Origin of the sequence: Streptomyces cinereospinus (genome assembly GCF_042430725.1) — a bacterium.
GTDB classification, from domain to species: Bacteria; Actinomycetota; Actinomycetes; order Streptomycetales; family Streptomycetaceae; genus Streptomyces; species Streptomyces cinereospinus.
Genome location: NZ_JBHMCY010000030.1, coordinates 53,055 through 76,224 on the forward strand (window position 1 = coordinate 53,055; position 23,170 = coordinate 76,224).

Annotated in this window: 27 protein-coding genes; 13 read left to right on the plus strand and 14 right to left on the minus strand. The window is 71.2% G+C overall.

All coding sequences use genetic code 11. The features are described 5' to 3' along the window. Window positions 1-110: 110 nt before the first annotated feature. The 11 genes from ACFF45_RS17415 to ACFF45_RS17465 all read right to left on the minus strand — a co-directional run bounded on the left by ACFF45_RS17415 (window position 111) and on the right by ACFF45_RS17465 (window position 8,809). The gene (locus tag ACFF45_RS17415) at window positions 111-602 is read right to left on the minus strand and encodes a hypothetical protein (RefSeq protein ID WP_381346983.1); all 492 of its coding nucleotides are present in this window, start codon (window positions 600-602) and stop codon (window positions 111-113) included. 134 nt (window positions 603-736) lie between these two features. After that, window positions 737-1,306, minus strand: a complete 570-nt coding sequence (locus tag ACFF45_RS17420; protein WP_381346985.1) for a hypothetical protein — start codon at window positions 1,304-1,306, stop codon at window positions 737-739. 83 nt (window positions 1,307-1,389) lie between these two features. Next, window positions 1,390-1,764 carry a hypothetical protein gene (locus tag ACFF45_RS17425; protein ID WP_381346986.1) on the minus strand — a complete coding sequence of 125 codons (375 nt, stop codon included), beginning with the start codon at window positions 1,762-1,764 and terminating at the stop codon, window positions 1,390-1,392. 95 nt (window positions 1,765-1,859) lie between these two features. Further along, the gene (locus ACFF45_RS17430; protein ID WP_381346987.1) at window positions 1,860-2,318 is read right to left on the minus strand and encodes a hypothetical protein; all 459 of its coding nucleotides are present in this window, start codon (window positions 2,316-2,318) and stop codon (window positions 1,860-1,862) included. 687 nt (window positions 2,319-3,005) lie between these two features. Next, window positions 3,006-3,302 carry a hypothetical protein gene (locus ACFF45_RS17435; protein ID WP_381346989.1) on the minus strand — a complete coding sequence of 99 codons (297 nt, stop codon included), beginning with the start codon at window positions 3,300-3,302 and terminating at the stop codon, window positions 3,006-3,008. Then, window positions 3,295-3,585, minus strand: coding sequence for a hypothetical protein (locus ACFF45_RS17440; protein ID WP_381346990.1), 291 nt, complete (start codon window positions 3,583-3,585; stop codon window positions 3,295-3,297). Before ACFF45_RS17440 ends, ACFF45_RS17435 begins: the two co-directional genes overlap by 8 nt. Then, window positions 3,582-4,043 carry a hypothetical protein gene (locus ACFF45_RS17445; RefSeq protein ID WP_381346992.1) on the minus strand — a complete coding sequence of 154 codons (462 nt, stop codon included), beginning with the start codon at window positions 4,041-4,043 and terminating at the stop codon, window positions 3,582-3,584. The genes ACFF45_RS17440 and ACFF45_RS17445 overlap by 4 nt, the downstream gene beginning before the upstream one ends. 22 nt (window positions 4,044-4,065) lie before the next feature. After that, window positions 4,066-5,463: a replicative DNA helicase gene (gene dnaB / locus ACFF45_RS17450; protein ID WP_381346993.1), complete on the minus strand. Its 1,398-nt coding sequence runs from the start codon at window positions 5,461-5,463 to the stop codon at window positions 4,066-4,068. Between the two features lie 84 nt (window positions 5,464-5,547). Continuing rightward, complete coding sequence (locus ACFF45_RS17455; protein WP_381346994.1) at window positions 5,548-6,840, minus strand: hypothetical protein; 1,293 nt, start codon at window positions 6,838-6,840, stop codon at window positions 5,548-5,550. Window positions 6,841-7,424: 584 nt separating this feature from the next. Next, window positions 7,425-8,012, minus strand: coding sequence for a GNAT family N-acetyltransferase (locus ACFF45_RS17460; protein ID WP_381346995.1), 588 nt, complete (start codon window positions 8,010-8,012; stop codon window positions 7,425-7,427). Beyond that, a complete protein-coding gene (locus tag ACFF45_RS17465) occupies window positions 8,009-8,809 on the minus strand; it encodes a GntR family transcriptional regulator (protein WP_381346997.1) in 801 nt (266 codons plus the stop codon). Before ACFF45_RS17465 ends, ACFF45_RS17460 begins: the two co-directional genes overlap by 4 nt. A 492-nt stretch (window positions 8,810-9,301) precedes the next feature. Between ACFF45_RS17465 and ACFF45_RS17470 the strand changes: the two genes are divergently transcribed. The 13 genes from ACFF45_RS17470 to ACFF45_RS17530 all read left to right on the plus strand — a co-directional run bounded on the left by ACFF45_RS17470 (window position 9,302) and on the right by ACFF45_RS17530 (window position 20,528). Next, a complete protein-coding gene (locus ACFF45_RS17470; protein ID WP_381346998.1) occupies window positions 9,302-9,688 on the plus strand; it encodes a hypothetical protein in 387 nt (128 codons plus the stop codon). Between the two features lie 112 nt (window positions 9,689-9,800). Beyond that, window positions 9,801-10,220, plus strand: a complete 420-nt coding sequence (locus tag ACFF45_RS17475) for a hypothetical protein (protein ID WP_381346999.1) — start codon at window positions 9,801-9,803, stop codon at window positions 10,218-10,220. Window positions 10,221-10,279: 59 nt separating this feature from the next. Then, a complete protein-coding gene (locus ACFF45_RS17480) occupies window positions 10,280-12,103 on the plus strand; it encodes a coiled-coil domain-containing protein (RefSeq protein ID WP_381347000.1) in 1,824 nt (607 codons plus the stop codon). Window positions 12,104-12,188: 85 nt separating this feature from the next. Then, complete coding sequence (locus ACFF45_RS17485; RefSeq protein WP_381347001.1) at window positions 12,189-12,749, plus strand: hypothetical protein; 561 nt, start codon at window positions 12,189-12,191, stop codon at window positions 12,747-12,749. 3 nt (window positions 12,750-12,752) lie between these two features. Then, complete coding sequence (locus ACFF45_RS17490) at window positions 12,753-12,977, plus strand: hypothetical protein (protein ID WP_381347002.1); 225 nt, start codon at window positions 12,753-12,755, stop codon at window positions 12,975-12,977. A 303-nt stretch (window positions 12,978-13,280) separates the two neighbouring features. Then, on the plus strand, window positions 13,281-15,479 hold the full coding sequence (locus ACFF45_RS17495; RefSeq protein WP_381347003.1) for a hypothetical protein: 2,199 nt from the start codon (window positions 13,281-13,283) through the stop codon (window positions 15,477-15,479). A 10-nt stretch (window positions 15,480-15,489) separates the two neighbouring features. Continuing rightward, a complete protein-coding gene (locus ACFF45_RS17500; protein WP_381347005.1) occupies window positions 15,490-15,969 on the plus strand; it encodes a conjugal transfer protein TraB in 480 nt (159 codons plus the stop codon). 111 nt (window positions 15,970-16,080) lie between these two features. After that, window positions 16,081-18,447 carry a hypothetical protein gene (locus ACFF45_RS17505; RefSeq protein ID WP_381347006.1) on the plus strand — a complete coding sequence of 789 codons (2,367 nt, stop codon included), beginning with the start codon at window positions 16,081-16,083 and terminating at the stop codon, window positions 18,445-18,447. A gap of 87 nt (window positions 18,448-18,534) precedes the next feature. After that, window positions 18,535-19,035: a hypothetical protein gene (locus ACFF45_RS17510; protein ID WP_381347007.1), complete on the plus strand. Its 501-nt coding sequence runs from the start codon at window positions 18,535-18,537 to the stop codon at window positions 19,033-19,035. A gap of 11 nt (window positions 19,036-19,046) precedes the next feature. Further along, window positions 19,047-19,385, plus strand: a complete 339-nt coding sequence (locus tag ACFF45_RS17515; RefSeq protein ID WP_381347008.1) for a hypothetical protein — start codon at window positions 19,047-19,049, stop codon at window positions 19,383-19,385. A gap of 96 nt (window positions 19,386-19,481) precedes the next feature. Then, window positions 19,482-19,943 (plus strand): Pycsar system effector family protein, encoded by a 462-nt coding sequence (locus ACFF45_RS17520; RefSeq protein WP_381347009.1) that lies wholly within the window; start codon window positions 19,482-19,484, stop codon window positions 19,941-19,943. Window positions 19,944-19,962: 19 nt separating this feature from the next. Next, entirely contained in the window at window positions 19,963-20,271 is a 309-nt protein-coding gene (locus ACFF45_RS17525) for a hypothetical protein (protein ID WP_381347010.1), read from the plus strand. A gap of 2 nt (window positions 20,272-20,273) precedes the next feature. After that, complete coding sequence (locus tag ACFF45_RS17530; RefSeq protein ID WP_381347011.1) at window positions 20,274-20,528, plus strand: hypothetical protein; 255 nt, start codon at window positions 20,274-20,276, stop codon at window positions 20,526-20,528. 56 nt (window positions 20,529-20,584) lie between these two features. Here the strand turns inward: ACFF45_RS17530 and ACFF45_RS17535 are convergent, their stop codons facing one another. From ACFF45_RS17535 to ACFF45_RS17545, 3 genes are all read right to left on the minus strand, one after another. After that, window positions 20,585-21,478, minus strand: coding sequence for a hypothetical protein (locus ACFF45_RS17535; protein WP_381347013.1), 894 nt, complete (start codon window positions 21,476-21,478; stop codon window positions 20,585-20,587). Continuing rightward, on the minus strand, window positions 21,478-22,248 hold the full coding sequence (locus tag ACFF45_RS17540; RefSeq protein WP_381347014.1) for a ParA family protein: 771 nt from the start codon (window positions 22,246-22,248) through the stop codon (window positions 21,478-21,480). The genes ACFF45_RS17535 and ACFF45_RS17540 overlap by 1 nt, the downstream gene beginning before the upstream one ends. 185 nt (window positions 22,249-22,433) lie before the next feature. After that, window positions 22,434-23,141 carry a hypothetical protein gene (locus ACFF45_RS17545; RefSeq protein WP_381347016.1) on the minus strand — a complete coding sequence of 236 codons (708 nt, stop codon included), beginning with the start codon at window positions 23,139-23,141 and terminating at the stop codon, window positions 22,434-22,436. Window positions 23,142-23,170: the final 29 nt, after the last annotated feature.

Consider the following 23,170-nt stretch of genomic DNA (forward strand, 5'->3'; position numbering starts at 1 on the left):
CTGCGGTGAGGTTCGGATGAGGCCCGGCGCGGGCGGCATCGCCCGCGCCGGGTCGCGGCCGGCGGAAGTCCGGCCCGGACCCGGCGTGTCCGGGCCCGGGGCGGCGGACGTCAGCCGCGGGCGAGCTGGATGAGGTCGGCGCGCTTGTCGTGCAGCGCGAACACCGCCTCCAGCAGGGCCAGGGCGACCGTCTCGCTGGCGGCCGCGGCGAGGTGGCCGTGCAGGGTCTCCAGCGCGGTCACGAGCCGGGCGTCGTCGGCACTGCGGTCGCCGCCGTCGGCGCCGGGGACCACGAGCGGGCGACGGGTCACGGCGTGGGTGACGTACTGCGCGAGGCCGACCGGGAAGCCGGTGCCCGGGGTCTCGGCGGCCACGACCTCCGCGGCGGCCAGGGCGAGATCGGCGTCGGTCGGGATGCCGTCGGCGTCCGGGGCCTCCTCGTAGAACGAGAGGGCGACGATGTCGAGCAGGTCGGCGAGCACGAGCAGCGCGCGGCCGTTCCAGGCGGAGGTGAACAGGGTGCGGCGGCGGGCGATGCCCGCGAGGACGGTGGCACGGGCGGCGGCGACGCGGGCCTGCTCGGTGGGCTCGAAGACGGTCATGGTTCCCTCCAAGGGGGTTGAGGTTTCTCGGTGTGGCCCGGGCGGCGACGGGATTCCCGCCCCGCGGACGCCCGGGTGGTCTGGTGGCCGGTGGGGCCGGGCCCGGGGAGATCCGGGCCCGGCGGTCGGCGGGCCTACTTCTGGTAGGCGGGGATCAGGGCGCGGACCTTCTCGGCGCCGACGCATCCGCCGTCGTGGCGGTAGATGCTCGGCGGCTGGCCGTTGCGCCCGCGGTGGTGGCTCCAGTAGCGGACGCCGGACCAGCCGCACAGTTCGCAGCGCAGGTACCACGGGTTGTCCGAGCCGGGGAAGCCGTGCAGGACGGCCCGCCAGTGGTGCTCGGTGAGCCCGGCGAAGGCGGTGTGGGCGCCCGCGATGTTGCGCGCGCTGGCGGGCATCCGGGGGTGCAGCAGGGGCACCGGGCCGTGCAGCGGCTTCGGGGCGTCGGCGCGGAGCTGCTCCAGCGCGACGGCGGTGACGCGACCGGCGGCGTACTCCTCGGCGAGGTACGCGGCCGCCATGTCGATGCCCTTGGCGCCGGTCGGCGGGCGGCGCAGGTTGTGCTCGCCCTCGCTGGTGACGACCAGCCAGTCACGGTGCCAGCGGTAGGCCTGCCCGATGACGCGGTCCTGTCCGATGATCACCGGGTAGCGGCACTCGATGTCCGGCTCTCCGATGCGGGTCTTCAGGGTGGTGGTGCTCATGGTGCTGCTCCTCGTTGAGGTGGTTCGGTGGCCGGGCCCGCGGGCGGGCGGGGATTCCCGCCCCCGCCCGCTCGCGGGTGTGGTCAGCTCGGGCTGTCGGTGAACCCGGCGCCGGTGAAGGCCAGTTCGTCCGCGTAGAAGACGTCTTCGAGTTCCTCGAACGCCTGCCGCTCGGCGAACTCACGCAGCGCGAGGTGCGCGGCGTGGCCCTGGCTGACGGCCTCGTAGGTGAGGAACACGACCGGCGACTGCGAGGCGTGGCACGCCGCGCTCAGGTCCTCGCGCTGGAGGTAGCGCTCGGTCGGGTCGTCGGAAGCACGCTGGACCTCCAGCACGTAGCGCTGGGGCCGGTCGTCGTCCCGCCAGACCTTCCAGTCGTAGACGCCCTCGTCGTCGGCGATGACGAAGTAGGTCCCGGGCCGCTTGGTGAGATCCGTGCGGTACTCGACTCGGTCCATTTCGGGGTTCATGGCACTGGGCCTTTCGTTGAGCGTTTTCGGTGGGACCGGCGGGGGGCGGGATTCCCGCCCCGCCCCCCGCCGGGGTGGGTGGATCAGACCGTGAGGGCCGGGTTCTTGATGACCCGGAACGCGGTGCCGTTGTCGGCGACCAGGACCTCACCGCGCGCCAGGTCCTTCACGTGCTCCGGGATCTCGGCGGTGCGGAAGTCGGCCTTCTGCATCAGGGTCCACAGGCATCCGGCCACGTCCTCGGGCTCGGTGCTCTCGTCGCCCTGGGCGACGGTGATCCAGTCCTGACCGGCGGGCTGGTACTGCCCCAGGTAGACCGGGGTCGGCTCCCAGATGGGCTGCTCGTCCAGGAAGTCGGCCACGGCGTGCCGCGCGGCCCGGGCGCCGCCGCCCTGGTGGTCGTCCACGTCGGCGAGGTGCATCAGGTCGGTGATCAGGTCGCTGATCTCGCCGCCGTGGGCGCCGTGGTACAGCTCCCAGGCGAGCCGCGCCTTGGCCGCGCGGTCCGGGGTGGTGGGGCTGTCGTCGGCGATGTGGGTCATCGTGCGTTCCTTCGCGTTGAGGTTGATCGGTGTGGGCCCGGAGGCCTGTCGGCCGGGGATTCCCGCCCCCTTTCGACGTAACTAATACTCTCAAGTTTTGTGTCCTAGGTCAACTCCCGACACGTACAAAACCGCAGGTCAGAGGCGTTTTTTGGTGAGTTTTCCGGCGCCGGACCGGTCCCGGAACCCCCTCCGGCGGACGCCGTACGCCGGGCCGGTCGGGGGGTTCCCTCCGCGGCGGGGCAGGCGCAGCCGACCGCGGGCCGTGTCGGGGTGCCAGGCTCGCGCTCGCGCGACCGCCGAAGGCGGCTTGGCCTGGCGGCCCGGCGCGGGCTGTGGTCCCCTCCGGGGGCCCCGTCGCGGAGGGAACCCCCCGACCCCACCCACCCAGCACCACCCACCGGCCGCAAGATCAAAACGGCGCCCCCTCCCCTCTGTGGAGGGCCGGGGGTGTGGGGGCGGAGCCCCCGCGTGCCTGAACCCGCACCCGCTCCGCCGCCTTCGCCACGAACTCACCTCTTAAGAGGTGAGGCGGCCCGTGGTCGGGCGACCGCCGGGTGCACGAGGCACGGCGCGGAACGGAGAGGAGCGCCGTTCCTCGAGCACCGCCCCCGCCGGCGCCCGCCGTGAACGCCGAAGGGCCCGGCGGACGGGATGTCTCGCCGGGCCCCGGGTCGGGCGGGTCGGTCAGTAGAGCTGCACGCGGGTGAGGACGATGTGCGGCGGGTCGGCGTCGGCGGCGATGACGTACTCGGCGATGCCGAGCGAGCCGTCCGCGCCGAGCGGCATTCGCCGCTGCTGCGGCCACTTCGCCGACGCGGTACTGCCGGGCACCTCGCCGCGCGTCTCGTTGATCACGACTGTGGCGGCCACGATCGCGCCGAACACCGCGCCGGACAGGTTCTTGTCCATGAGGAGTTCGGTGACCTCCTCCGACAGCACGCAGGGCAGGCCTTCCGGCTCCCCGCTGTGCGGCTCACTCAACGGGCAGGCCCGCCGTGCGGCGGCGCTCGATCAGGTCGGCGACCGCCGTGGTGGGCAGTGTCCCGTCCAGCGCGGCCGCGGTCAGCCGGTCGCCGGCCGGGTCGGTGTCGAGCATCGCCTCGCACCACCAGCGGCGCAGGACGCCCTCCGCCTCCTCGGGCGCGGCGGCCAGCAGCTCGCGGTAGAACTCCATGCGGCGCGCGCCGTCCAGCGCGGCCGCGATGCCCTCGGCGTTGCGCGGCACCCGCTCCGGCTCGTGCGGGTGGATCGGCTGTGCGGTCATCGCGTGCCCCCTTCGGTCTGCTCCGAGTCTGCCCGCTCCGGGCGGCCGCCGTCGACCGACTGCGCGGGAACCGCGGGCCGCTCCGCCCGGTGGGCGACCGCCGCCTCGGCGACCGCGTCGGCCAGTTCGGCGCACAGCCGCAGGATCGCGCCGGCGTCCGCGTGGCCGATCGACGTCACGTTGACGACCTCGCGGACCTGGCTGAACGCGTCGAAGACGCTGAACCCCCCGGGGCTGCGGGTGCAGGCCCTGAAGGTGCCCCGGTCCTGCTGCCCCAGCTCGCGCCGGACCCGCTCCAGGCGGGCGACGTCGACCGTGGGCTGCTGGGCGGCGCGCTGGGCCTGGATGACGGTGTCCAGGATGGTCCGCATCGCGGGGTATGCAGCGTTCCAGCGATCAGCGATACGCTGGGTCCGGGACGAGGTGACGAACCTGTTCCGTACGTCGGTGGCGATCATGTCGGATTCCCCTTTCCGCAGGTCAGAAGCCCGTACCGAGGTCGCGGGCGCGGGCGTAGTGGCCCTGGAAGGCGACCGTGACGGTACCCGTCGGTCCCTGCCTGTTCTTGCCGATGATCAAGTCCATCTCCCCCGCCCGCTCGTGCTCCTTGTCGTACGCGTCGGGGCGGTGCAGCAGGATCACGGCGTTGGCGTCGGCCTCGATCGAGCCGGACTCGCGCAGGTCAGCCATCATCGGCTTCTTGTCCTCGCGCTTCTCGACCTCGCGGTTGAGCTGGGCCGCCGTGATCACGATGATCCCGAACTCGCCGGCCAGTTCCTTCAGGCCCCGCGAGATCTCGTCCACCTCGCCCGTGCGGTTCTGCCCGCGCTTGCCGGAGGCCTTCATGATCTGGAGGTAGTCCACCACCAGCACGCGCGGGAGCCTGCCCTGCGCCTGGAGCCAGCGCAGCCGCGAACGGAGCTGCACCGTGGTGGCGGCCGGTCCGTCGTCCACGACCAGCGGCGCCCCGCCGATGGTCAGGGCCGCGTCGTGGATGCGCTGGCGATCGTCGTTCTCGTAGTGCCGGTCCTTGACGCGGTTGAGCGGGACGCGGGCCTCGGCGGCGATGATCCGCTCCATGAGCTGCGGGCGGCTCATCTCCATGGACGACATCAGCACCTGCATCCGGTGCTTGATCGCCACATGCCGGGCGATGTCGAGCAGCACCACGGACTTGCCGATCGCCGGGCGGGCCGCGATGACGACCAAGTCGCCGGGCTCCATCGGCAGCATGGCCTGGAGGTCGGCGTACGGCAGCGGCAGGCGCTCGGGCGGCGGCGCGTCCATGCTGACGAGGTACTCCTCCAGCATGTCGTCCACGTCCGAGACTCGTTCCAGCCCCCCGCCGGCGCCGAGCTGCGCCGCGGCCTGCATCTCGGCCTGGGCGGCGTTGACGACGTCGGCGACCTCGCCCTCGGCCGCGTAGCCCATCTGCACGATCCGGGTGCCCGCCTCGATCAGGCGGCGCAGCTTGAACCGCTCGACCACGATCTCCGCGTAGTACGCGGCGTTCGCCGCCGTCGGCACCGCCTGCACCAGGGTGTGCAGGTAGGACGCGCCGCCGATCCGCTCGATGTCGCCGGACTTCGTCAGGTACGCCGCGACCGTGATCGGGTCGACCGGCTGACCCTTGCCGTACATGTCCATGATCGCGTCGTGGATGGTGCCGTGAGCCGGGCGGTAGTACGCCTCATTGGTGACCCCGGCCTCGTTGACCTCGCCGATCGCGTCCTTCGACAGCAGCATGCCGCCGAGCACGGACTGTTCGGCCTCCAGGTCGTTCGGCGGGACGCGCTCGAAGGGGACCGGCTGCGGCCCCTCATCGAACAGCGAGCCGCCGCCGTCCTCCATGCCGTCGTGCTGCGTGGGTACGCTCATGGGTGAATCCCTTCTGAACTGGGTGATTCGAGCGGCGGCAGGGGCCTTTCCACGGGCTCCCCTGCCGCCGTTGTGCTGCGGGGTCTAGGCCACCGACTTCTTGGCGTTGCTGGGGTGGCTCGGGTGGCACTCGCAGCGGATCAGGCGGCCGTCGTCGCCCTCGCGCATCCGCTGGCCCGGCTGGCGGGGCTCGATGCCGTCGTTGCACTTGCCGCACCAGTCGGGCAGGGCCGGGCGCTGGCCGGGAACGGAGGCCCTCGGCGGGACGAACTTCTCCAGGTGGCGCTCCAGCGAGTACCAGTTGGCCCGGCTGCCCATGTCGGCGGCCGCGGCGACCAGGTGCTCGACGTCGATGCCCTCGGCGAGCAGCACGGCCGCGTCGCGGACCATCGCCATGCGACTGCGGGCGGGGACACCGTGCCCGTGCTTCTGGCGGGAGGCGATCCAGGCCTCGGCCACCCGCACGTCGTCGTGGTCGTCCGACTCCTCAGCGGCAGCGGAGGGGGCGGTGTCGTTCTCCGGCGAAGCCGAAGTCTCCTCTCCTCGTCCCGTCCCGGCCTCGGCCGTGACGGGCGGGTCCGTTGGGGCACCCGGGTCACCAGAGAGAGAAGCTTCTTTGAGAGAGCTTCTTAGAGGGTGATCGTTTTCGCTGGTCAGCGAGAGATCCGTTCCAGAAATCTGGGCTGGCGTTCCAGTTTTCTGGAAGGGTGATCCAGTTTTCTGGAATGAAGGGGTCTCAGGGGCCTCGACCTGCGGTGTTCCAGTTTTCTGGAACGGCTCGCCCTGGGCGTCTACCAGCCGCACGGTGGCCAGGGTCTGACCGTTCGGGGAGGTCTCCACCTCGGTGAGGTGGGTCGGCGGCTGCGGCGGGTTGTCCCGCCAGTCCGGCCGGTAGGCGTCCAACTTGTCCCACGCGTTGCGCCACCCGACGTGGGCGTCGGCGGGCCGGATGTCGTGGACGGTGAACCCGCGGCTGATGCCTTGGGCGGCCCGCACCTTGCCCTTCAAGTTCGTGATCCCGGGCAGCTCCACCGCGTCCTTCGGCACGACCAGGTTCAGCTTCTCCAGGGTCTTCAGGACCTCGTACATGGCGCTCACCGACATGGGCTTGTCGTTCGGGCCCGGCAGCAGCCAGCACAACTGGTCGATCGTCATCCGTCGCATGCCGCCGCGCGGCCGGCGGGAGGCCTCGGTCACCATCGACCGGAGCAGGCTGTAGAGCCGAAACGCGGTGTGGGTCATGCCGGGCATCAGCATCACGTAGTCGCGCACCATCGTGTACGACCAGTAGTCGGTGATGGTGCCGGAGAACTCGAACTCCTCGTCGCCGTCCGGAGCGGCGGCAGCGGCGGCCAGGGCCTTCTGCGGGCGCTTCACGGCGTCACCGCCTCGGCGGCGAAGTCCGCAGCGGACGCGACCCAGAGGGGCGGCGTCGCGACGCTGCGTGTTGTCGGGTGGATCTGGAACATCGTCTGGGGTCTCCCCTGGAGGTTTGGGGAGTCGCAGACCGGCAAGTGACGGAAAAGAGACGTTGAGCTGGGGCACGCTGCTGCGTGCGGGGCGCTACTCGTTCTATCCTGGGAGTGGTGACCTCGGGCCTGTGGCAAGGCTCGGGCCCCGGCGTCATCGCCGACCTAACGACTCAAGCTGTGGAGGCTGGGAGTCGATCTAGATGGCCGTCCTGCTGGCAGGCAGGGCGGCCATCGGCGTATCAGGGCGCAGGTCCGGCCGGGCGGGCGGCCGCGCCGGCGGACGAACCGGCGACGCGACGGCGCATGTGTACGTGACATCCACCGATCTTGCCTCGCACCCCGCCCTCCGGTGAACGCGTTTTCAGCGAGTCGGAGCGGGGCGGCAGTGGACGGGCCGTCACCTTCGGCGCGGGGGCGGAGGGTGTTGCGGCCGGGATGCACGTCATGTCTTGGAGCCTCAATTCCGTGGGCTTCACCGCGCGCACGCGGTTACTCGGATGCGGTGCCATCATGCCCTCTTCCGTTCGGCGATTGCACCGAAGGAGACGTCAACCGGTGTGTCGTACCGAGCCAGGACCGGAACTCGGCAGGTCGCTGCGCCGCCCAGCCCGAGACCACTTCCGGATCGTCGGCGGTTCGGATGTGGGTGAAGCCGTGTTCGAGGTAGTAGGCCTGGAGCCGTCGGTTTGTGCTCCAAGCGTCCAGCCGGAGCCACTTGGCCCCCTGCTGGACAGCCTGTTCACCTGCCCAGTCCAGGAGCGCGCTGCCGAGTCCCGTGCCTGCGTAAGCGCGGTCCACGGCGAGTTTGTGCACGTACAGAGCAGGCTCCGCGATCTCCTCCGGAGTCCACAATCGGGTATCAGCCTCGCGGTCCAGGGTGATGGTGGCCGCGGCATCCGCGTAGGGCTGCTCGCGGATCATGAAGACCTCGCCGCGGCGGATCGAGCCAAGAAGACGGTCGGCCGGGAAGGGCTTGGCCCACTGGTCGGTACCGAGAGTCCGCAGCCACATAGAAGCGTCTGTGCGGAACTTGATCAGCCGGGGAAGGTCGGCTTCTTCGGCAGGGACGATGATCACGGGTTCCCCCACGGGATGCGAGGCGCATCCGTTCCGGCCTCGCGGTGGGTCTCGAACACGATCACGTGCCGATCGCCAGGGATGAGGTTCACCGTGACCTGGACGGCGTTGCCCTCGCTGTCGAAGGTGGTCGACAGGTGCTCGGCGACAGGGACGCCCGCACCGAGCTGAAGCCGCTGGACCTCGTCCGGCATGGGCATCCGGAGGTAGAACTCGTGGAAGCCGTAGACCAGCTCGTGGCCCAACTCGCCGAGCACTGCGTTCGTACCGCGTGCAACGTCGCCGGGGTGCATGAAGTCGGTCCCCTGGACAAGGTCCAGACGTACGTACGAGTCGTTGAGGTTGTACGGGACGTCATCGAGCTTGCGCACTCGCCGGCGGGCGGCGGCCAGCTCGCCCGGTGCAAGACCCAGGCGTTCACGGATCGCGGCGGTGGGGTCCACGATCGAGACTTCGATCTCCTGTGACGGTGTCCGGCCGTCCTCTTCCTGGACCAGGTTCGTGAAGATGTCGACCTCGGGCGGCTTCTGCCTCAGCTCCGCCTGGGGGCGGTAGACGAGCCGCTTGCGCTGGATGACGAAGTAGCCCTTCGGGCGGCGAGCCTCGATCAGGCCTTCGTGCACGAGTACGCCCAAGCCCTGCCGGATGGTCTGCCGGGAGCGGACTCCATGCAGCTCACCGTACTTCTCAAGGAGTTCAGCCTCAGTGGGCATCTGGGAGCCGGGCGGGAACGTGCCGTCAGAAATCTGGCGGCGGAGATCATCAGCGATCTGTTGGTAGACGGGCGTGGGCTTCATGCCGTCATGTGTACAGCCCTGCCCCGGGCATTGTCCAGTCAATGCGTGCGGACTGGTTGATGTGCTTGACGTGGCGGCCGGTGAGTGTCAGAGTCGTCCTCGCAACGCATTGTCTGGTCAATGCAATCGGGCCGGATGATCTGTGATGCATGAACGATGCGCACTGCTACGCCGCATAGCGGTTCGGAACCAGCGTCGAATGACGGAAGGCCGGTGCGGGAGCGTCGGTTCCTTGAGAACTCAACAGCGTGCCAAAGATGAGTAATTGGGCCGGATTCCGCCGGGCCTCCTCCCTCTGGGGGATGCCCGGCGGCATTCAAAAGGCACAGGTCATGAGGGGCGTGCCCGACTGGTTCGGGCTCTCCGGAGACAGGGGTTCGAGTCCCCGCTCGCCTACCGCACCGTCCCCCGTACGGTGCGACCCCCGACACGGCGGTGCAACGCCATATGTGCCGGGGGTCCACGGATCTACCAGCAAAGGAACCGATCCGCATGACCATCATGCCCGCCGACATGCCTCTGTCCGCCACCGGGATCGCCCAGGAGGTCCGGGAGACCGCCATCGAGGTCTTCCCCCTCTTCCAGTCGATCCAGAAGCTGGCCCGCCTCGGGGTGCGCATCGCCTTCGAGGTGGCGCCCTCGCGCATCGTCGCCACGATCACCGTCACCGCGGACGCGGTGAAGGTCCTGCCGGCGCTGCTGGAGGAGATCGACGACGCCCGCCCGGGCTCGCTCCCGGACGGGAAGCTCGTCGTCACCGGCTCGATGTGCGAGGGCAACGTCACCCTGCGGGTGCTGATCCCGCAGGAGTGGGTGACCCCCGAGGAGCTGGCCGTGCTGACCGGCACCGCCGACGCCGACCCCTCCGACCTGCTGTGAGTGCCGCGTCCGAGGCCGCCGAGGCGGCCCGCAAGGCGGAGGAAACCCGACAGCAGGCACAGGCCGAATTGCAGCGTCACGGCCAGGCCATGACCAAGCTCGGAGGACGACGGTGACGATCAACCTGCTCACCCGGCCGAAGAAGACGGCCGTTCGACGCTTCCACGACCAGCACGGCCCGATGGATGGCTGGTCCGCCGACGACTTCGAGCACCTGCTGGACCTGCTCGTCGTCGTGAACACCCCCGGCCCGCTGGCCCGTCTCCGCCTGCGGCTGACGCTGCTGATGTGGACCGGCGCGACCATGCCGGTCTACGTCCTCGGCGAGCTGCTGTGGGAGGTGCAGAACCGCATCCCGGTGTGGCTGGAGAAGGTCACGGACTGGGTGGACGACCGCTGTTCTCCCATCGAGTCCGTGTGCAGGCGGGCCGGTGACCACGCACTGGTCGAGCGCGCCAGCAGCGCCGTCGAGCGGGTCTCGACCGCGGCCAACTCCGTTGGCCGGATCGCCGCCCGCCGCGTGCGGGGCTGACGGTCCGAAACACCGAGGTGGCCGCCGGGAGGCGGCCACCTGCATGAGAGGAGGTCGGTGTGGGGGCCCGAAAGCCAGCCCGCAACGCCAACGCCCGGAAGACGACGACGCCGCGCCGCCCGGCCAAGGCGGCGGCCCCGCCGCCGAAGCCGGAGGCGCGGGAGGACAGCGAGGCCCTGGACGCGGATCTCCGCGACCGCGCCGCCGACGTGATCGACAGCGCACGGTGGACCGGGGCACAGGAAGCGGCGGTGCTGGTCCAGACCGCCAAGAGTGAGGTGGAGCAGATCCGCCGGGCGGCGGCCGCCGACGCCAAGCGCGTCCTGGTGGAGGCCGCCGAAGAGGTCGGGGAGCGGCTGCGCCGAGCCGAGGGCGACGCGGACACGATCCGCGCCGGTGCCCGAAGCGACGCGGAGGCGATCCTCGACCGAGCCCGGACCGACGCGGCCGCCGAGACCCGGGAGGTCATGGCGGACGCTGAGGAGGAGGCCAAGAGCCTGCTCGCCGATGCCGAGAAGCAGGTGAGCGTCGTGCTCGCCGAGGCGGAGGACCGGGCGAACGCCCTGGTGGAGCTGCGCCGCACCTCGGCGGAGGCCGCCTACCGCAAGGCCCTGGACGACGCCGCCCGCATCGTCGGTGAGGCGCAGGACCAGGCGGTGGAGATCCGGACGGCGCGGGCCGCACTCGACTCGGAGCTGGACCTGACCCGACGGTCGGCCCGGCTCGACCTGGACGAGGAGCTGAGCGCGCGCCGCGCGGAGATCGACGCCGAACTCGCCGCGTACCGCGAGGAGGTGGACGCCGCCCGGGCGGAGATCGAGAGCCAGTTCCGACAGCTCGGCGAACAGCACGAGCGTGAGCGGCAGGCGCAGCGGGCTCGGCTCGCGGCCGAGTTCGAGGAGCTGCGCAAGGAGGCGGAGCGGGAAGCCCGGACCGCCGCCGGCGCGGTGCGCAAGGAGGCGGACGCCAAGCTCGCGGAAGCCAACCGCGAGCTGGACGCCGCCCGCGAGGCCCGCCGCATCGCCGAGAAGCGCGCGGCCAGCCTCAAGAGGACCCGGAACCGGGCGGAGGTCATCAAGCAGGGCAGCATCTGGGTCGCGCTCGCGGCCGTGATCGCCCTGACCGCCTCCGGGGAGTGGGCCTTCGCCCGGATGGTCGGACTGGGTGACACCCCGTTCGGAGACCTGGGGTGGGCAATGCCGGTGGGCCTGGACGTCTACGCGGTCACGGCGTTCCGCATGCGGAAGGACGTGCCGTACGCGCTCGGGCTGATGGCCGCCACCAACATCACCTACCACGTGGCCGACATGACGGGCACGGGCGTGACAGTGGTCGACGGCAAGCAGCACCCGAGCATCGGGCTCATCGTCGTCGCGGTCCTCGTCGTCGTCGCCATCGTCTGGCGCGTTCACCGACTCCTGGAGGACGACCACGAGGAGAAGGGGACGGCGCCCGCCGAGCCCACGACGGACGCGGCCGCCCCGTCCGCCGGACGGGGTGAGCCGGACCGTACGGCGAACCCCGAGCCGGACCGTACGGCCGACCCGAACCCGGACCGTACGGAGCCCCGTACGGACCCCGCCCGTACGGCCCGTACGGGCGACCGTACGGACGCAACCCGTACGGACCGTACGGCGGGCCGTACGGCAAAGCCCCGTACGGCCCGTACGCCCGCACCCCGTACGGGCGGCCGTACGGCGGCTTCCCGTACGGACGAAGAGGCGGTTCAGATCCTGCGGGCCCTGGACCGTGACGGCGACTACGTCACCGTGAACGCCGCCCGTACGGCCGTCGGCTGCAACCGCGACCGGGCCGTACGGCTGCTGGACGAAGCAGGGCTGCTGAGCCCTGCGGACCGACAGAAGCACCTCGCCGCTCGCTGACCCGCGCGGCGCTGTACGTCGCGGGCAGGGCCCGCCACTGCCCCCGAGAGTCGGCGGGCCCCTTCCCCCGAGAGGAGATCACCCCGTGTCCGAGATCGAGCCCACGAACACCGACGAGGTCCTGAGCCGTGTGCCGGCGGAGTTCCGGCCGCTGCTCAACCTGGACCACCTGACCACCTGGACGCTGGACCGGCAGCGCGAGCACAACACCGACCACGGCGACTACGAGGCGGTCCGGGCCCTGTTCCAGACCGTCCTGCTCTCCCAGCACGTGGAGGGAGACGGACGGTGGTCGGCCCGGCGCCGTGCCCGGCGGGTCGAGAAGCACTTGAACCGCCTGGTCAAGGCCTCGCGGGACGCGGCGCAGGCCTCGGAGGGCCTGCGCACCGCGTACGCCGACCACGTCCGCACCGTCCAGGCCCTGCCCGCTCAGCGCGCGGCCAAGGCCAAGGCGAAGGCCGACCGGCGCGGCCAGGTGAGCGCCTTCGCCACGAAGTCGCTGAACAAGACGGTCACCGCGATGGCCGCCCGGCCCGACAGCGACACCGAGGAGAGCGGCGAAAGCGCAGGTCAGAGCGCCGGTAAGGCGTCCGGCGGCCGCACGGTCCGGGGCGTCAACGACCTGTTCGACCGCAAGGGAGCCTGATCAGTGCACCAGGTGCCCTCGACCTCCGAGGTCCGCCGGGAACGCCGCGCCGCCCACTGGGCGGCGCGGCAGGCTCGGCAGGTCCAAGAGCGAGGTGATGCGGGTCTGGCCGACGCCTGGTGGGACCGGGCCCGCGCGATCTGCAAGGCCAATCCGGAATTGTGGAACGACCTCGCGCGGACGCTGGAGAACTGGACCGGCCGTCACGACGGCAGTCACGGCGCGTAAGCGTCATCACCATCATCATCACCCGGGGGCGGACCGGGTTGGGGGTCCAAGGCGGGCGCGCGGGCGCACGGGCGCGCGGGCGCGCGAGGATCTCCTATCCGGTCACCCTCTGTCAACCCTGGAGAGCACGTGGCTGATGACCCTCGGGACGACAACCGGAACGGCAACGTCGTCTCCTTCCGATCTCGGGGAAGCGCCCCACCGGGGCTCCCCCCGATCCCGGGCGCCCCTCCCCCGGCGCCCCCGGCCCCACCCGCCGAACCGCCCTCCCCGGCCTCCGGGCCGGAGGCGGACGGCGACGGGATGGTGGTCCCCGCCCGGCGACGCCGGTCGGTGGCCGACTCCCTGGCCGCCCTCACCCCGGCACTCCCGCCGGCGCCCGGGTCGACCGGCACCGCGGGCACCGTCGCTCTTCGCTCGGAGGGGACGGCGCCCGCCCGCCGGGACGAAGAGAACGGTGACGGCGAGGCGGACGGCCCCGGCGTCGCCGCCCTCGGGCTCGCGGCGACCCTGGCCATCGCGCTCGCCGCGCTGCGGGGCACCGCGACCGCCCTGACGGACTGGCGCCAGCGGCGCCAGGAACGTGCGGAGGAACTGGCCCCGCTGCGCGAGGCCCGACTCAAGCACCGGCTCGCGGGCGAGGAGGCCGCCGCCAAGCACGCCCTCGCCATGCAGAGCATCGGCGACAAGGCGGCGCAGCAGCGCAGCAAGTCCATCCCCTCCAGCCAGGACTACGGCCGCAAGGTGCTCGGCGGCGGCCGCGGCTCGCTCAAGGGAGGCGGCGGAAAGGGCCCGGGCGGCGGGCCCGTCGGCAAGGGCGCCGGCGGGACCGGGCCCGGCCGCGGCGGCAAGGGCGGCTCCGGCAGCGGGCTGACGCCGGGAGGCAAGAAGACCACGCCGAAGACGTCCACCGGGCTCGGCTCGCTCGGCACCAAGGGCAAGGGCAGCTCGAAGACTCCGGGCTCCGGAAAGAACGGCGGCTCGGGGTCGGGGATCAAGTCGCCCTCGGGCGGTAAGTCCCCCAGCTCGAAGAAGTCCAGCCCGGCGCTGGAGCGCGCCCGCGGCCGCCAGGAGCGGGCCGCCGCACGCCAGGACGGCAAGAACCAGCGGCGCGCGGACCGGCAGGCGGCCCGGCGGGAGAACCGGGCCAAGGACCGGGACGCCGCCCGCGACCGCAAGACCCGCGCGGCAGACGCCCGGCAGGACACCAAGGACCGGGTCCGCAACGCCCGGGCCGACGCGAAGCAGGCCCGTCGGGAGCAGGTCCGCCAGGACCGGTTCGAGGCCAAGCAGAAGGCGCGCAAGGCCCGGGCCAAGGCCCGCCGGAAGAAGAAGGAGACGGCGGCCGCCGCCGACGCGGACCGTACGACGCTCGGGCAGGCCGTCGCGAAGGCAGCGCGGCGCCGGTTGAAGAAGCGCCGCAAGAACCTCGCCCCGCCGGTGCTGACCACGGTCAAGCGCAAGAAGCCGAAGAAGAAGGGAGGCAAGAGCGGCGGGTCCACACCGGTCGGGCCGAAGGTCGACCTGACCAAGAAGCCGAAGCCGGGGGCCACGCCGAAGGTCGACCTCACGAAGAAGCCCAAGCCCGCCGGCGGAACCGCGACCGGCGCCGGGCCGAAGGTCGACCTGACCAAGAAGCCCAAGCCGGGCGGCGGCGCGAAGGCCTCCAGGCCCGGCAGGAAGAAGAAGGTCCGGGTGAAGTCGAAGAAGAAGGCGCCCGGCCCCGCCTCGGGCACCGGCCCGGCCGCCCGGCGCAAGGCCAACCGCAAGGAAAGGGCCCGCCGCGCGAGCGAACGGGCCCGGGCCAGGGCGGAGGACACCGCTGACTCCACCGGAAGCGGCTGGGAGTTCTACACCCCGCCGCCGCGCGGAGAGCGACGCAGCGCCTACGACTCCATGCGGGACACCGACCCGCAGCAGCAGGAGGTGTGGGTGGCGGAGCAGGTCTTCCCGCCCGGCTACCAGGCCTCCTCGCGCGAGCCCCTGACCACCGGGGCCCGCGGCCTCCCCGCCGGAACCGGCATCCCCAACCCAACCCCGAAGGAGGCGCCTGTGGGCAACTCGCCCGCCGTCCCGACCGGAGCCGTCACCACCGCGATGGACGACGGCATGAACCCCGAGCACGCGACGGAGGTGACGCTCGATGACGTCACCGAGTTCCTGGACGAGGTGGTCTCGGAGGCCTTCGCCGCGCACGACGAATGCCTCCAGCTCTCCGCCAAGGCCAAGGAGCTGATGTACGCGCTGGACGAGGTGGCCGCCCGGCTGGCCGCCAAGCACAACATCATCGGCACCATCACCGCCTGGGCGATGCGCAAGCTCGCCGAGTCGATGGAGGTCCTCTCCCGCAAGGCCGAGGAGATGTCGGTCAAGTCGCTCCACGCGGCCGAGACCTGCGAGACCGCGAAGACCGAGCTGGACGACGCGTACCGGCCGCTCACCCAGGCGACCGCGGACGCGGGCCTTCGCACCCCGTCCGCCCGCGTGCACAACGAGAACTAGGAGGTCACCCGTGTCCGGAGAACTCGTACCCGGGAAGCCGGTGTCTGGGGAGATCGTCCCCCGCGAGAGCTACTCCCCCGCGGTCCCCGACAGCAGCGACAACCTCCCGTCGATCCCCGACAGCAACCTGGGCTTCCTCAGCCTCGGTCTCGCGGTCACCACGCTCGCCGCGCGGGCGCTGTGGCTCAAAGAGAAGATCTGGGTTCTCCAGGCGCTCTTTCGCCGCAACGCCGAAAAGGCAAGCAACATGTCGGAGATGTGTGACGCGGCGGAAGTCGAGCCACGATTCACCGCCCTCATCATGGAGGGCGCCACCTCGCTGCGGGAAGTCGCCGAAGCCTCGGGCGACCTGGTGAGCGCCGCCGACGCGATGCAGATGGACGCGCAGGGCTTCGCCGACTCCCACCAGCGCGAATACGGCGGGATCTACGAAGCCGTGCAGTCCATGGGCGTACAGCAGCCCAAGCCCGGATTCAACGAAGTCAAGTAACCCGAATAGCCGCCCGGCCGCGAAAGTGCCGGGGCGGAAAGCCCCTTGGGAGGGGCCCCGGCAATCGCCGGGGCCCCTCCCCCTTTCTTTCCTCCCGGAGGGGAAATGACGATGACGACCGACGTCGTGAAAGCCGATGCCGCCGCCGGTGAGCGGGGGCTGACACGCAAGACCGCCCGCCGCCTCGCCTGGGCGGAACGCACCGTGTACGGCGCCGCCGGCACCTGGGCCGCCATCGGCCCCGCGATGGACCTTCCGTGGTGGGCGCACGGCGCGGCCCTGGCCACCGGTGCCCTCACCGGCGTCGGCCTGTGGAAGCGCAGCGGCACCGACGACTGGACGCGACGGCTCACCTCGTCACTGCGGGCCCTGCCCGTCCTCGGCTGGACGGCCGCCTATACCGGCGGCCTGCTGGTCCCCGTCTTCGACTACCCCAACGGGTGGCCGATGCTGGGCGCGGCCGCCTGGACGGCCGTGATGATCCCCATGACGCCGTGGACCCGCTCCAAGGGCCTGAAGCGGGCCGTCGACAACCTGCCGGTCCTCGCCGGGGAGCCGGAGGTCGTGGACGCGGAGCCGGTCACCTTCGCCGACCACATGCGGGCCCTGTGGAACCGGTCGCAGGCCACCGGGGACACCAGCCTGGAGGAGATCTGGCAGTACGACTTCGACGGGCCGGACTTCGAGGCGATCGTCCTGGCCCCCGCCGGCCACACCGTGCCGCGCACCCTGGACGAGCGGGCCATCGCCGGAGTCTTCGACGTCCCGGTCGACGCGGTCGCCACGGCGCCGGTCCCCGGGTACGGCCCCGGCCGCCTCGCCATCCAGGTCGCGCCCCGCCTCGCCGAGGCCCGACGCGTACGGGAGGCCTTGGAGGTCGAGGCCGAGGACCCGGGCGCGGCCCTGGAACGCATCTGGGCCGAACACGTCAACAACACCGGCGGCGCCGCGCCCGGCGTCGACCTGGTCGCGTACGCGATCGGCGAGGACCAGATCCGGCTGCGGATCGCCGCCCCGCGCGGCAAGACGCTCCGGGTCAACCACGAGGCCTTGTGCTCCGCGCTCGGCATTGACGACATCTCCCGCCTCGTCATGGAGGGCGCGGGCCCCCGCGAAGCGGTCGTCTACATCTACCGGGCCAACCCCCTCCTCCACGTCAGGCCCCCCACGAAGGAGGACCTGACGATGGACGACCGCGGCCGCATCTCCATCGGCGTCGCCCACGACGGCACGGTCGCCCGCATCCAGCTGTTCAACTTCGACACGGGCCGCGCCCAGCACGGCATCACCGCCGGAACCACCGGCGCGGGCAAGTCCGGCCTGATGCGCCTCTTCGGGGCCGCACAGCGCATCTCGGGCGTCATCTCCTGGATGGCCGACGTCCAGGGCGGCATGTCGATGCCCGAGATGGAGGGCCGCATCGACTGGTTCGCCAAGGGCCCCGAAGAGACCATGCAGCAACTCCGCGCCCTGCACGCGGTCAAGCGGTACCGCGAGGACCACAGCAACGGCCGCGGAGACTTCGACTTCCACGGCCCGTGGCGCCTGATCCAGTGGACCGGCGACGAGATCAACCGCCTCCTGTCCTCCCTGGACCAGGACGTCCGCAAGGAAGCCGCCTGGATGATCGGCGACCTCCAGAAGACCGGGCAGAAGGTCGGCATCGGCATCGACCTCGCGGTCCAGTCCCTCCACCTCAAGGAACTCGGCGACAACCACGAGATTAGGGAAAAGGGGAAGGAGGGCCACGTCTTCCTGCTGCGCACGGCCTCCTCGTCCACCCAGGGCATGGGCCTGGACGGCATCGCCCCGATCGGCGCCCACATCTCCCCCATCCCGGAGCGAATCTACGAAGGCGCGGGCGCCAAGGAACTGTTCGAGGGCACCGCCAACACCGAGGGCGTGCCGACCCCCGGCATGGGCTGGCTGATCACCGAAGGCAAGGCGGTCCTTTTCCGCACCTTCGTCCTGAAGAAGGTCAACGGCCTCTATCCCCAGCTCCAGGAGCTGATGGACGGCCACCCGATGCCCACCCTCACCGAGGGCGAAGCCCGCGCCGCCGGCGCCGCATACGCCCACCGGGGCACCGCGGCCGCCAAGGAAGCGGGAAAGGCCGCAGGCGGCCCGTCACGGCCCCCGCAGGGGCCCGTTGGCAGCGGCGCCCCCGAGGGCGAGCCGGAGCCCGCCACGGGCGCCCCGGAGGCCTTCAGCAAGGACAAGGAACGGGGCGCCGAGAAACTTCCCGAAGCACCGTCACCCATGGCGGCCGCCACGGGGAAGGCCCCGACGATCCGCGAACGGATTCTCGCCGCGCTCAAGGACCACCCCGAGGGCCTCGCGCTCAAGGAGATCCGCACCGCCGTCGGCTGCGGCACCGAAGGCGGCCCCGCCACCCGCAGCGTGAACAACGAGGTCAGCAGCCTCGCCAACGAAGGCGGGCTCAAAGCGCTCGGCAGGGGCGTCTACCGCCTGCCCTGACCCCCCGAAACGGCAGGGGACCGGCTACTCCGTCAAGACCGGCCGGTCCCCTGCCCACTCCCCCAACGCATCGAAGGAGCACCCCCAGTGAACCACCCCGACCGCCCCGCCGGCCGCGCGCTCAGCGAAGCCGAGGCCGAGGCCGAAGCCGCCCGCCTCATCGCCGAGGGATACAGCACCAACGCACCGGTCGCCACCTCCTACAAGGACGTGACACCGGTCCCTGCCGTCGGTACCGCCCCGCCCGAGCCGCAGCCCGGCCGAGCCGCCATGAGCCAGCGCGCCACCGACACCAGCGTCCTCATGCTCGCCGCCTCCGGATCGGTCTCCATGGTCAGCGTGTCCGCCGGCGTGCTGATGTACCTGTCCCAGTACGCCGACCCCGTCGTCTGCGGCATCGTCCTCGGCGCCCCCACGGCCGTGGTCCTGGCCCTCTGCCGCCTCGCCCGCCGGGCCAAGGAAGCCGTGCAGGCCGCCCCGCCCGTCATCCACCACCACTACGAGGGCACGGTCGTTCAGGACAACACCGAGATCAACACCCACACCCGCGGCGTCATCGCCCGCACCCACAACCGCTTCGACCGCTGAGGGGAACGATCGTGAAGCGACCCGGGAACGTCCTGACCACCGTCCTCGAAACGCACGGCGGGCGCTGCACCTGCCGCGGCGCCTGCGGCAAGACGCACACGGGCGACGGCGAGCGCTGCAACGCCGCGACAAGCGGCAAGAACAAGCCCCTGCTGGCCGCCCCGCAGACCCCGCACGCCAAGGACGTGCAGAACGCCGCCGCCCCGCTGGAGGAACTGCGGCCCTGGTGCTGGCCCTGCTGGCGCGACGCGCTCGCCGCCGAGCGCGCCCGCGCCAACGACCAGCGCGACCAGAAACTCATGGAGATGCAGATCGGCCTGTTCGACGTCGACACCGACACCGCGGCGTAGCACCGATCCACCAGCACGGGAGCGGCCGCGCACCCCGACGGGAAGCGCGGCCGCTCCGCATTCCCCGACCAATTCAGCAACCACGTAAGGGACTCGATGACCAAGCCCGACAGCCTCGACGCCCGCCTGGACGCGGCCAACGCCACCGTCCTCGCCGAGATCTCCCGCACGGACGCCAAGTCCGGCGTGCTGCTCACCAGCTTTTCCCTGCCCCTCGCCGCCCTCGTCGCGGTGGTCCCGGGCCACGACTTACCGCTCACTGTCGGCCTCCTCGTCGGCACCGGCGCTGTCGGCCTCATCGCCGCCATGCTCGTCGTGCTCGTCGTCGTCCACCCGCGCCTGTCGGGCGCCGCACGCGGCAGCTTCCTCTACTGGTCGCTCTGCACCCCGCAGGACCTGGTGGAAGACCTCCAGACCCCGGCCGACCGCGTGGCCCACGTCATCCACCTCTCAAAGATCGCCCGCCGCAAGTACGCGGGCCTGCGCCTCGCCGGGATCATCACCGGCGCCTCGCTCGTCACCCTCGGCGCCGCACTGCTCGCCGCCCTCGTCGCCTGACCCGCCCAAGGAGACCCTCATGGCAACCGTCCTCGACCCCGCCACCGCCGCTCGCCGCGCTGGACGCTGGGTGACCGGCACCTTCCACGGAGACCACGACGACACCAAGGTCGTCGCCATCTCCACCCGCGACGACTCCGCCCCGCTCCCGTACGGCTGGGAGTGCACCTGCGGGATCGGCCAGCGTTTCCCCACCGAGGACGGCGTATGGCGCAGCGCCTGGCGCCACGTCCACCCACCCCGCTGGCGCGCACGGGCCCGCCGAGTGCCGCTCCTGCGCCGCCTCGTCCAGCCCACGGCACGCCTTCAGCACCCCCAGAGGGCCTGACCGTGACCGGCCGTGCTGTGCCCACCGACCTATACGCCGCGCTGCAAGTCTGCTTCCCGCACGGAGGGCTGCCCGGCTGGCTCACCGCCGCCGGCCACCACTGCGGAACCGGCGCCGCCCCGATCCCGGTCGGCGCCGCCCATGCAGACGAACTCGCCGACCTGGTCGCCCTCGCCTGGTGGGAACTCCTCCAGGACCCGGGTGACGATCCGTTCACCAACCTGTTCACCACGGCCTGCGCGCGGCACCTGAGCTGACAACACGAAGCGGGCCCCGTCCTCGGACGGGGCCCGCTTCTTTGCGTTCGGGGTCGTTACGCTGCCGCAGGTTCAGGGGTCTCCGCGCCTGCCTCCAGGGCCTTCGACTCCTCCACGGCCTCGACCGTCCGCTCTTGAGACTCTGCCGCCTCCCCCCGCTTCGGCTTCGCGGGTACGGTGAGCTGCTCCCGGCACTTCGCGATTTCCGCTTCGAGTGCATCGAGATAGCGTTCGGCGGCCGCCCTGTCCTTCCGGGCGAGACGCCGGACCCAGGGCAGAGAGACCGCCTTCTCCGCCCTGACGGTGACGTCGACCTCCCCTTCGCCCTTTTCGTCGTTCCAGTTGTCCAGGAAGGCGTGGATGGCCGCCTTGGCGGCCTCCTTGTTGAACTCTTCGCCCTTGGGGAGGGCCACGACGGCTCCTCGAAGGACCTCCGCTGTGACCGGGACGTCCGAAGCGGCCACCGTCGCGTACACGAACACCGCCTCTTCGACGGTCCACGTCTCGCGAACGGAGACCAGCTCCCACACCTGAGCCTGATTGGCCTTCTTGGCCTGCTCCAGGGATAGGCGGGGCGTTCCAATTGGAACCGAATCGTTCGACGCCAAATCGAACAGGGCTTCCGCGACTTGCCATGTGCGGATCAGCTTGCCTGCGTAGTTGGCCTTCATCCCCCAACGGGTCCAGCAGTAGTCCTCGAAGCTGTCGTGCTCCGCGCGGTACAGCCGGCTGTCTCGGATGATCTGCAACGCCTTGCCGGCCAACCAGAAGGCCCACTTCAGCGTGTCGACGGCCGCCTCGCACTGGGCAAGTGACTGCCGCTCGTCCGAAGTGAGGGTCTTGGGCTGCCCTGAGATGGGGCGGAAGAGGTTCGGCAGGGCCCGGGCCATGTCGATGGCGCTCTTGAACTCGAAGCGCTCCTGGGCCGATGCGCCGCGCTGGCGTCCCATCAGATCAGTCCTTCCACGGCCAGGGCCAACTTGTAGAAGTCCTCGCGCGCCCGGAGCGCTGTGCCGCTCTCCGGGTACTGGATCACAGTCAGTCCAGCTTCGGGTGCCTTCGCGTGGATCTTGTAGCGCCGGATGGCCTGGGGCATGTACGGGTAGCCGCGCACTTCGCACCACTCCTGCATGTCCTTGAGGTCGGCCCGCGTGCGATCTGCCCCTGAGTCCCAGTTGTTGATGACCACCCTGAACTTGATTCCATGCGGGCGCAGTAGGCGCTCGATCGTGTACTCCGCTGGGCCGTGGGTCAGGGTCTCCACGGGCACGACCGGTACTAGGGCGAGGTCGGTGAGGTCGAGAATCTCGCGCATCGCTTCGGCTGCCGGTCCGGTGCCCAGGGGGTCCTCTGCGTCCAGGTCCTTCGTTGGGTCGATGTCGGCGAAGCCGGGAGTGTCGACCACAATCCTGGTCACCGCGGGGTCCTTGACGAGGGTGGGCAGCTCGCCGAGCTTGCCGCGTGTGATGACGTAGTCAAACGGAAGGCGTGCCTCTGGCACCTTCCGCGCCCACTGGTCGAGGGAGCCCTGGAGGTCGATGCCGGCGGCGACGATCGGGCATGGGCAGTTGGGGTCATTCGGGTCGGAAGGGGGGTTGTTCTCTCCCAAGACCGCCGCCACGTTGACGCCGATGGTGGACTTTCCGGCGCCGCCCTTCTGCTGGAAGGTGGTGATGACCTTGGCGCGGTGCTCTGGCTCGGGATTGTCATGGGGGGGCATGTGACCTCCGTGGGCTTCCCCTGGTGGGTACTCGGACGCGGTCATATTGCCAGAGGTGGAGCCGCTGACCGAGCATCGGCCGTCAAGGGGGAGCTGAGCCTGCGAAGGCACATCCGTCGTTCGATTTCCAATCGAACGAAGCCGTTCCAATTGGAACGGTGGAATGGAAACAATTGTTTCTACTCTCAGGTCTGCTCGGGGATCTCGGGCTGGCCCGTTCCCGCCGCCCGGTCGATCGCCGCGCGGAGTAGGTCGCCGGTGGTGAGCACCTTGGCGCGAAGGCGGTCGCGGATCTCCAGGGCGGACTGTGGCGCGGACGGGCGCCCGGCTGCGGACAGGAGGGCGAGTTCGGCGGGGATGCCGTCGCGTTCGGCTTCCCGGAGGGCGACGTCGACCCCGTCGCCCCAGCGGTCGGCCCAATCCTGGAGAGCCTCGACGGCTTCCTTGCTGGTCCAGTACGCGGCGCGACGGACGGTGTCGCCGAGCTTGTACGGCAGATTCACCGAGACGCGCTCGGTGTACCCGCCGTCACCCATGGGCGCGCTTGGTGGGGTGCCCCAGGGGCGGCCCGGGGCCTCGACCTCACCCTCTGGGGGCTCGGGCCACTTGCGGTCCAGGCCGCGGGCGCGCAGCTCCTCGCGGACGGCGCGGGTCACGATGTCGTCCCGGGTGCCGCCGAACTCGCCGGTCCGTCGCATCCGTGCCACCTGGGCCCGGATGTCGCGGCGGGCGGCTGTGGCCGCACGGCGCGACATGCCGGGCAGGATCAGCTCCTTCCGGCGCGCGGCTACCCACTTCTCCTCGCGCTCGCGCTCGTCCTTGCGGCGCGCGTTGAGCGCCTTCAAGGCGTCCTCGGTCACGGCCACGTGGAACTTCATGTTCACCCTCGCCATAGAGGAAATGTAGCCAGATAACCCATGGG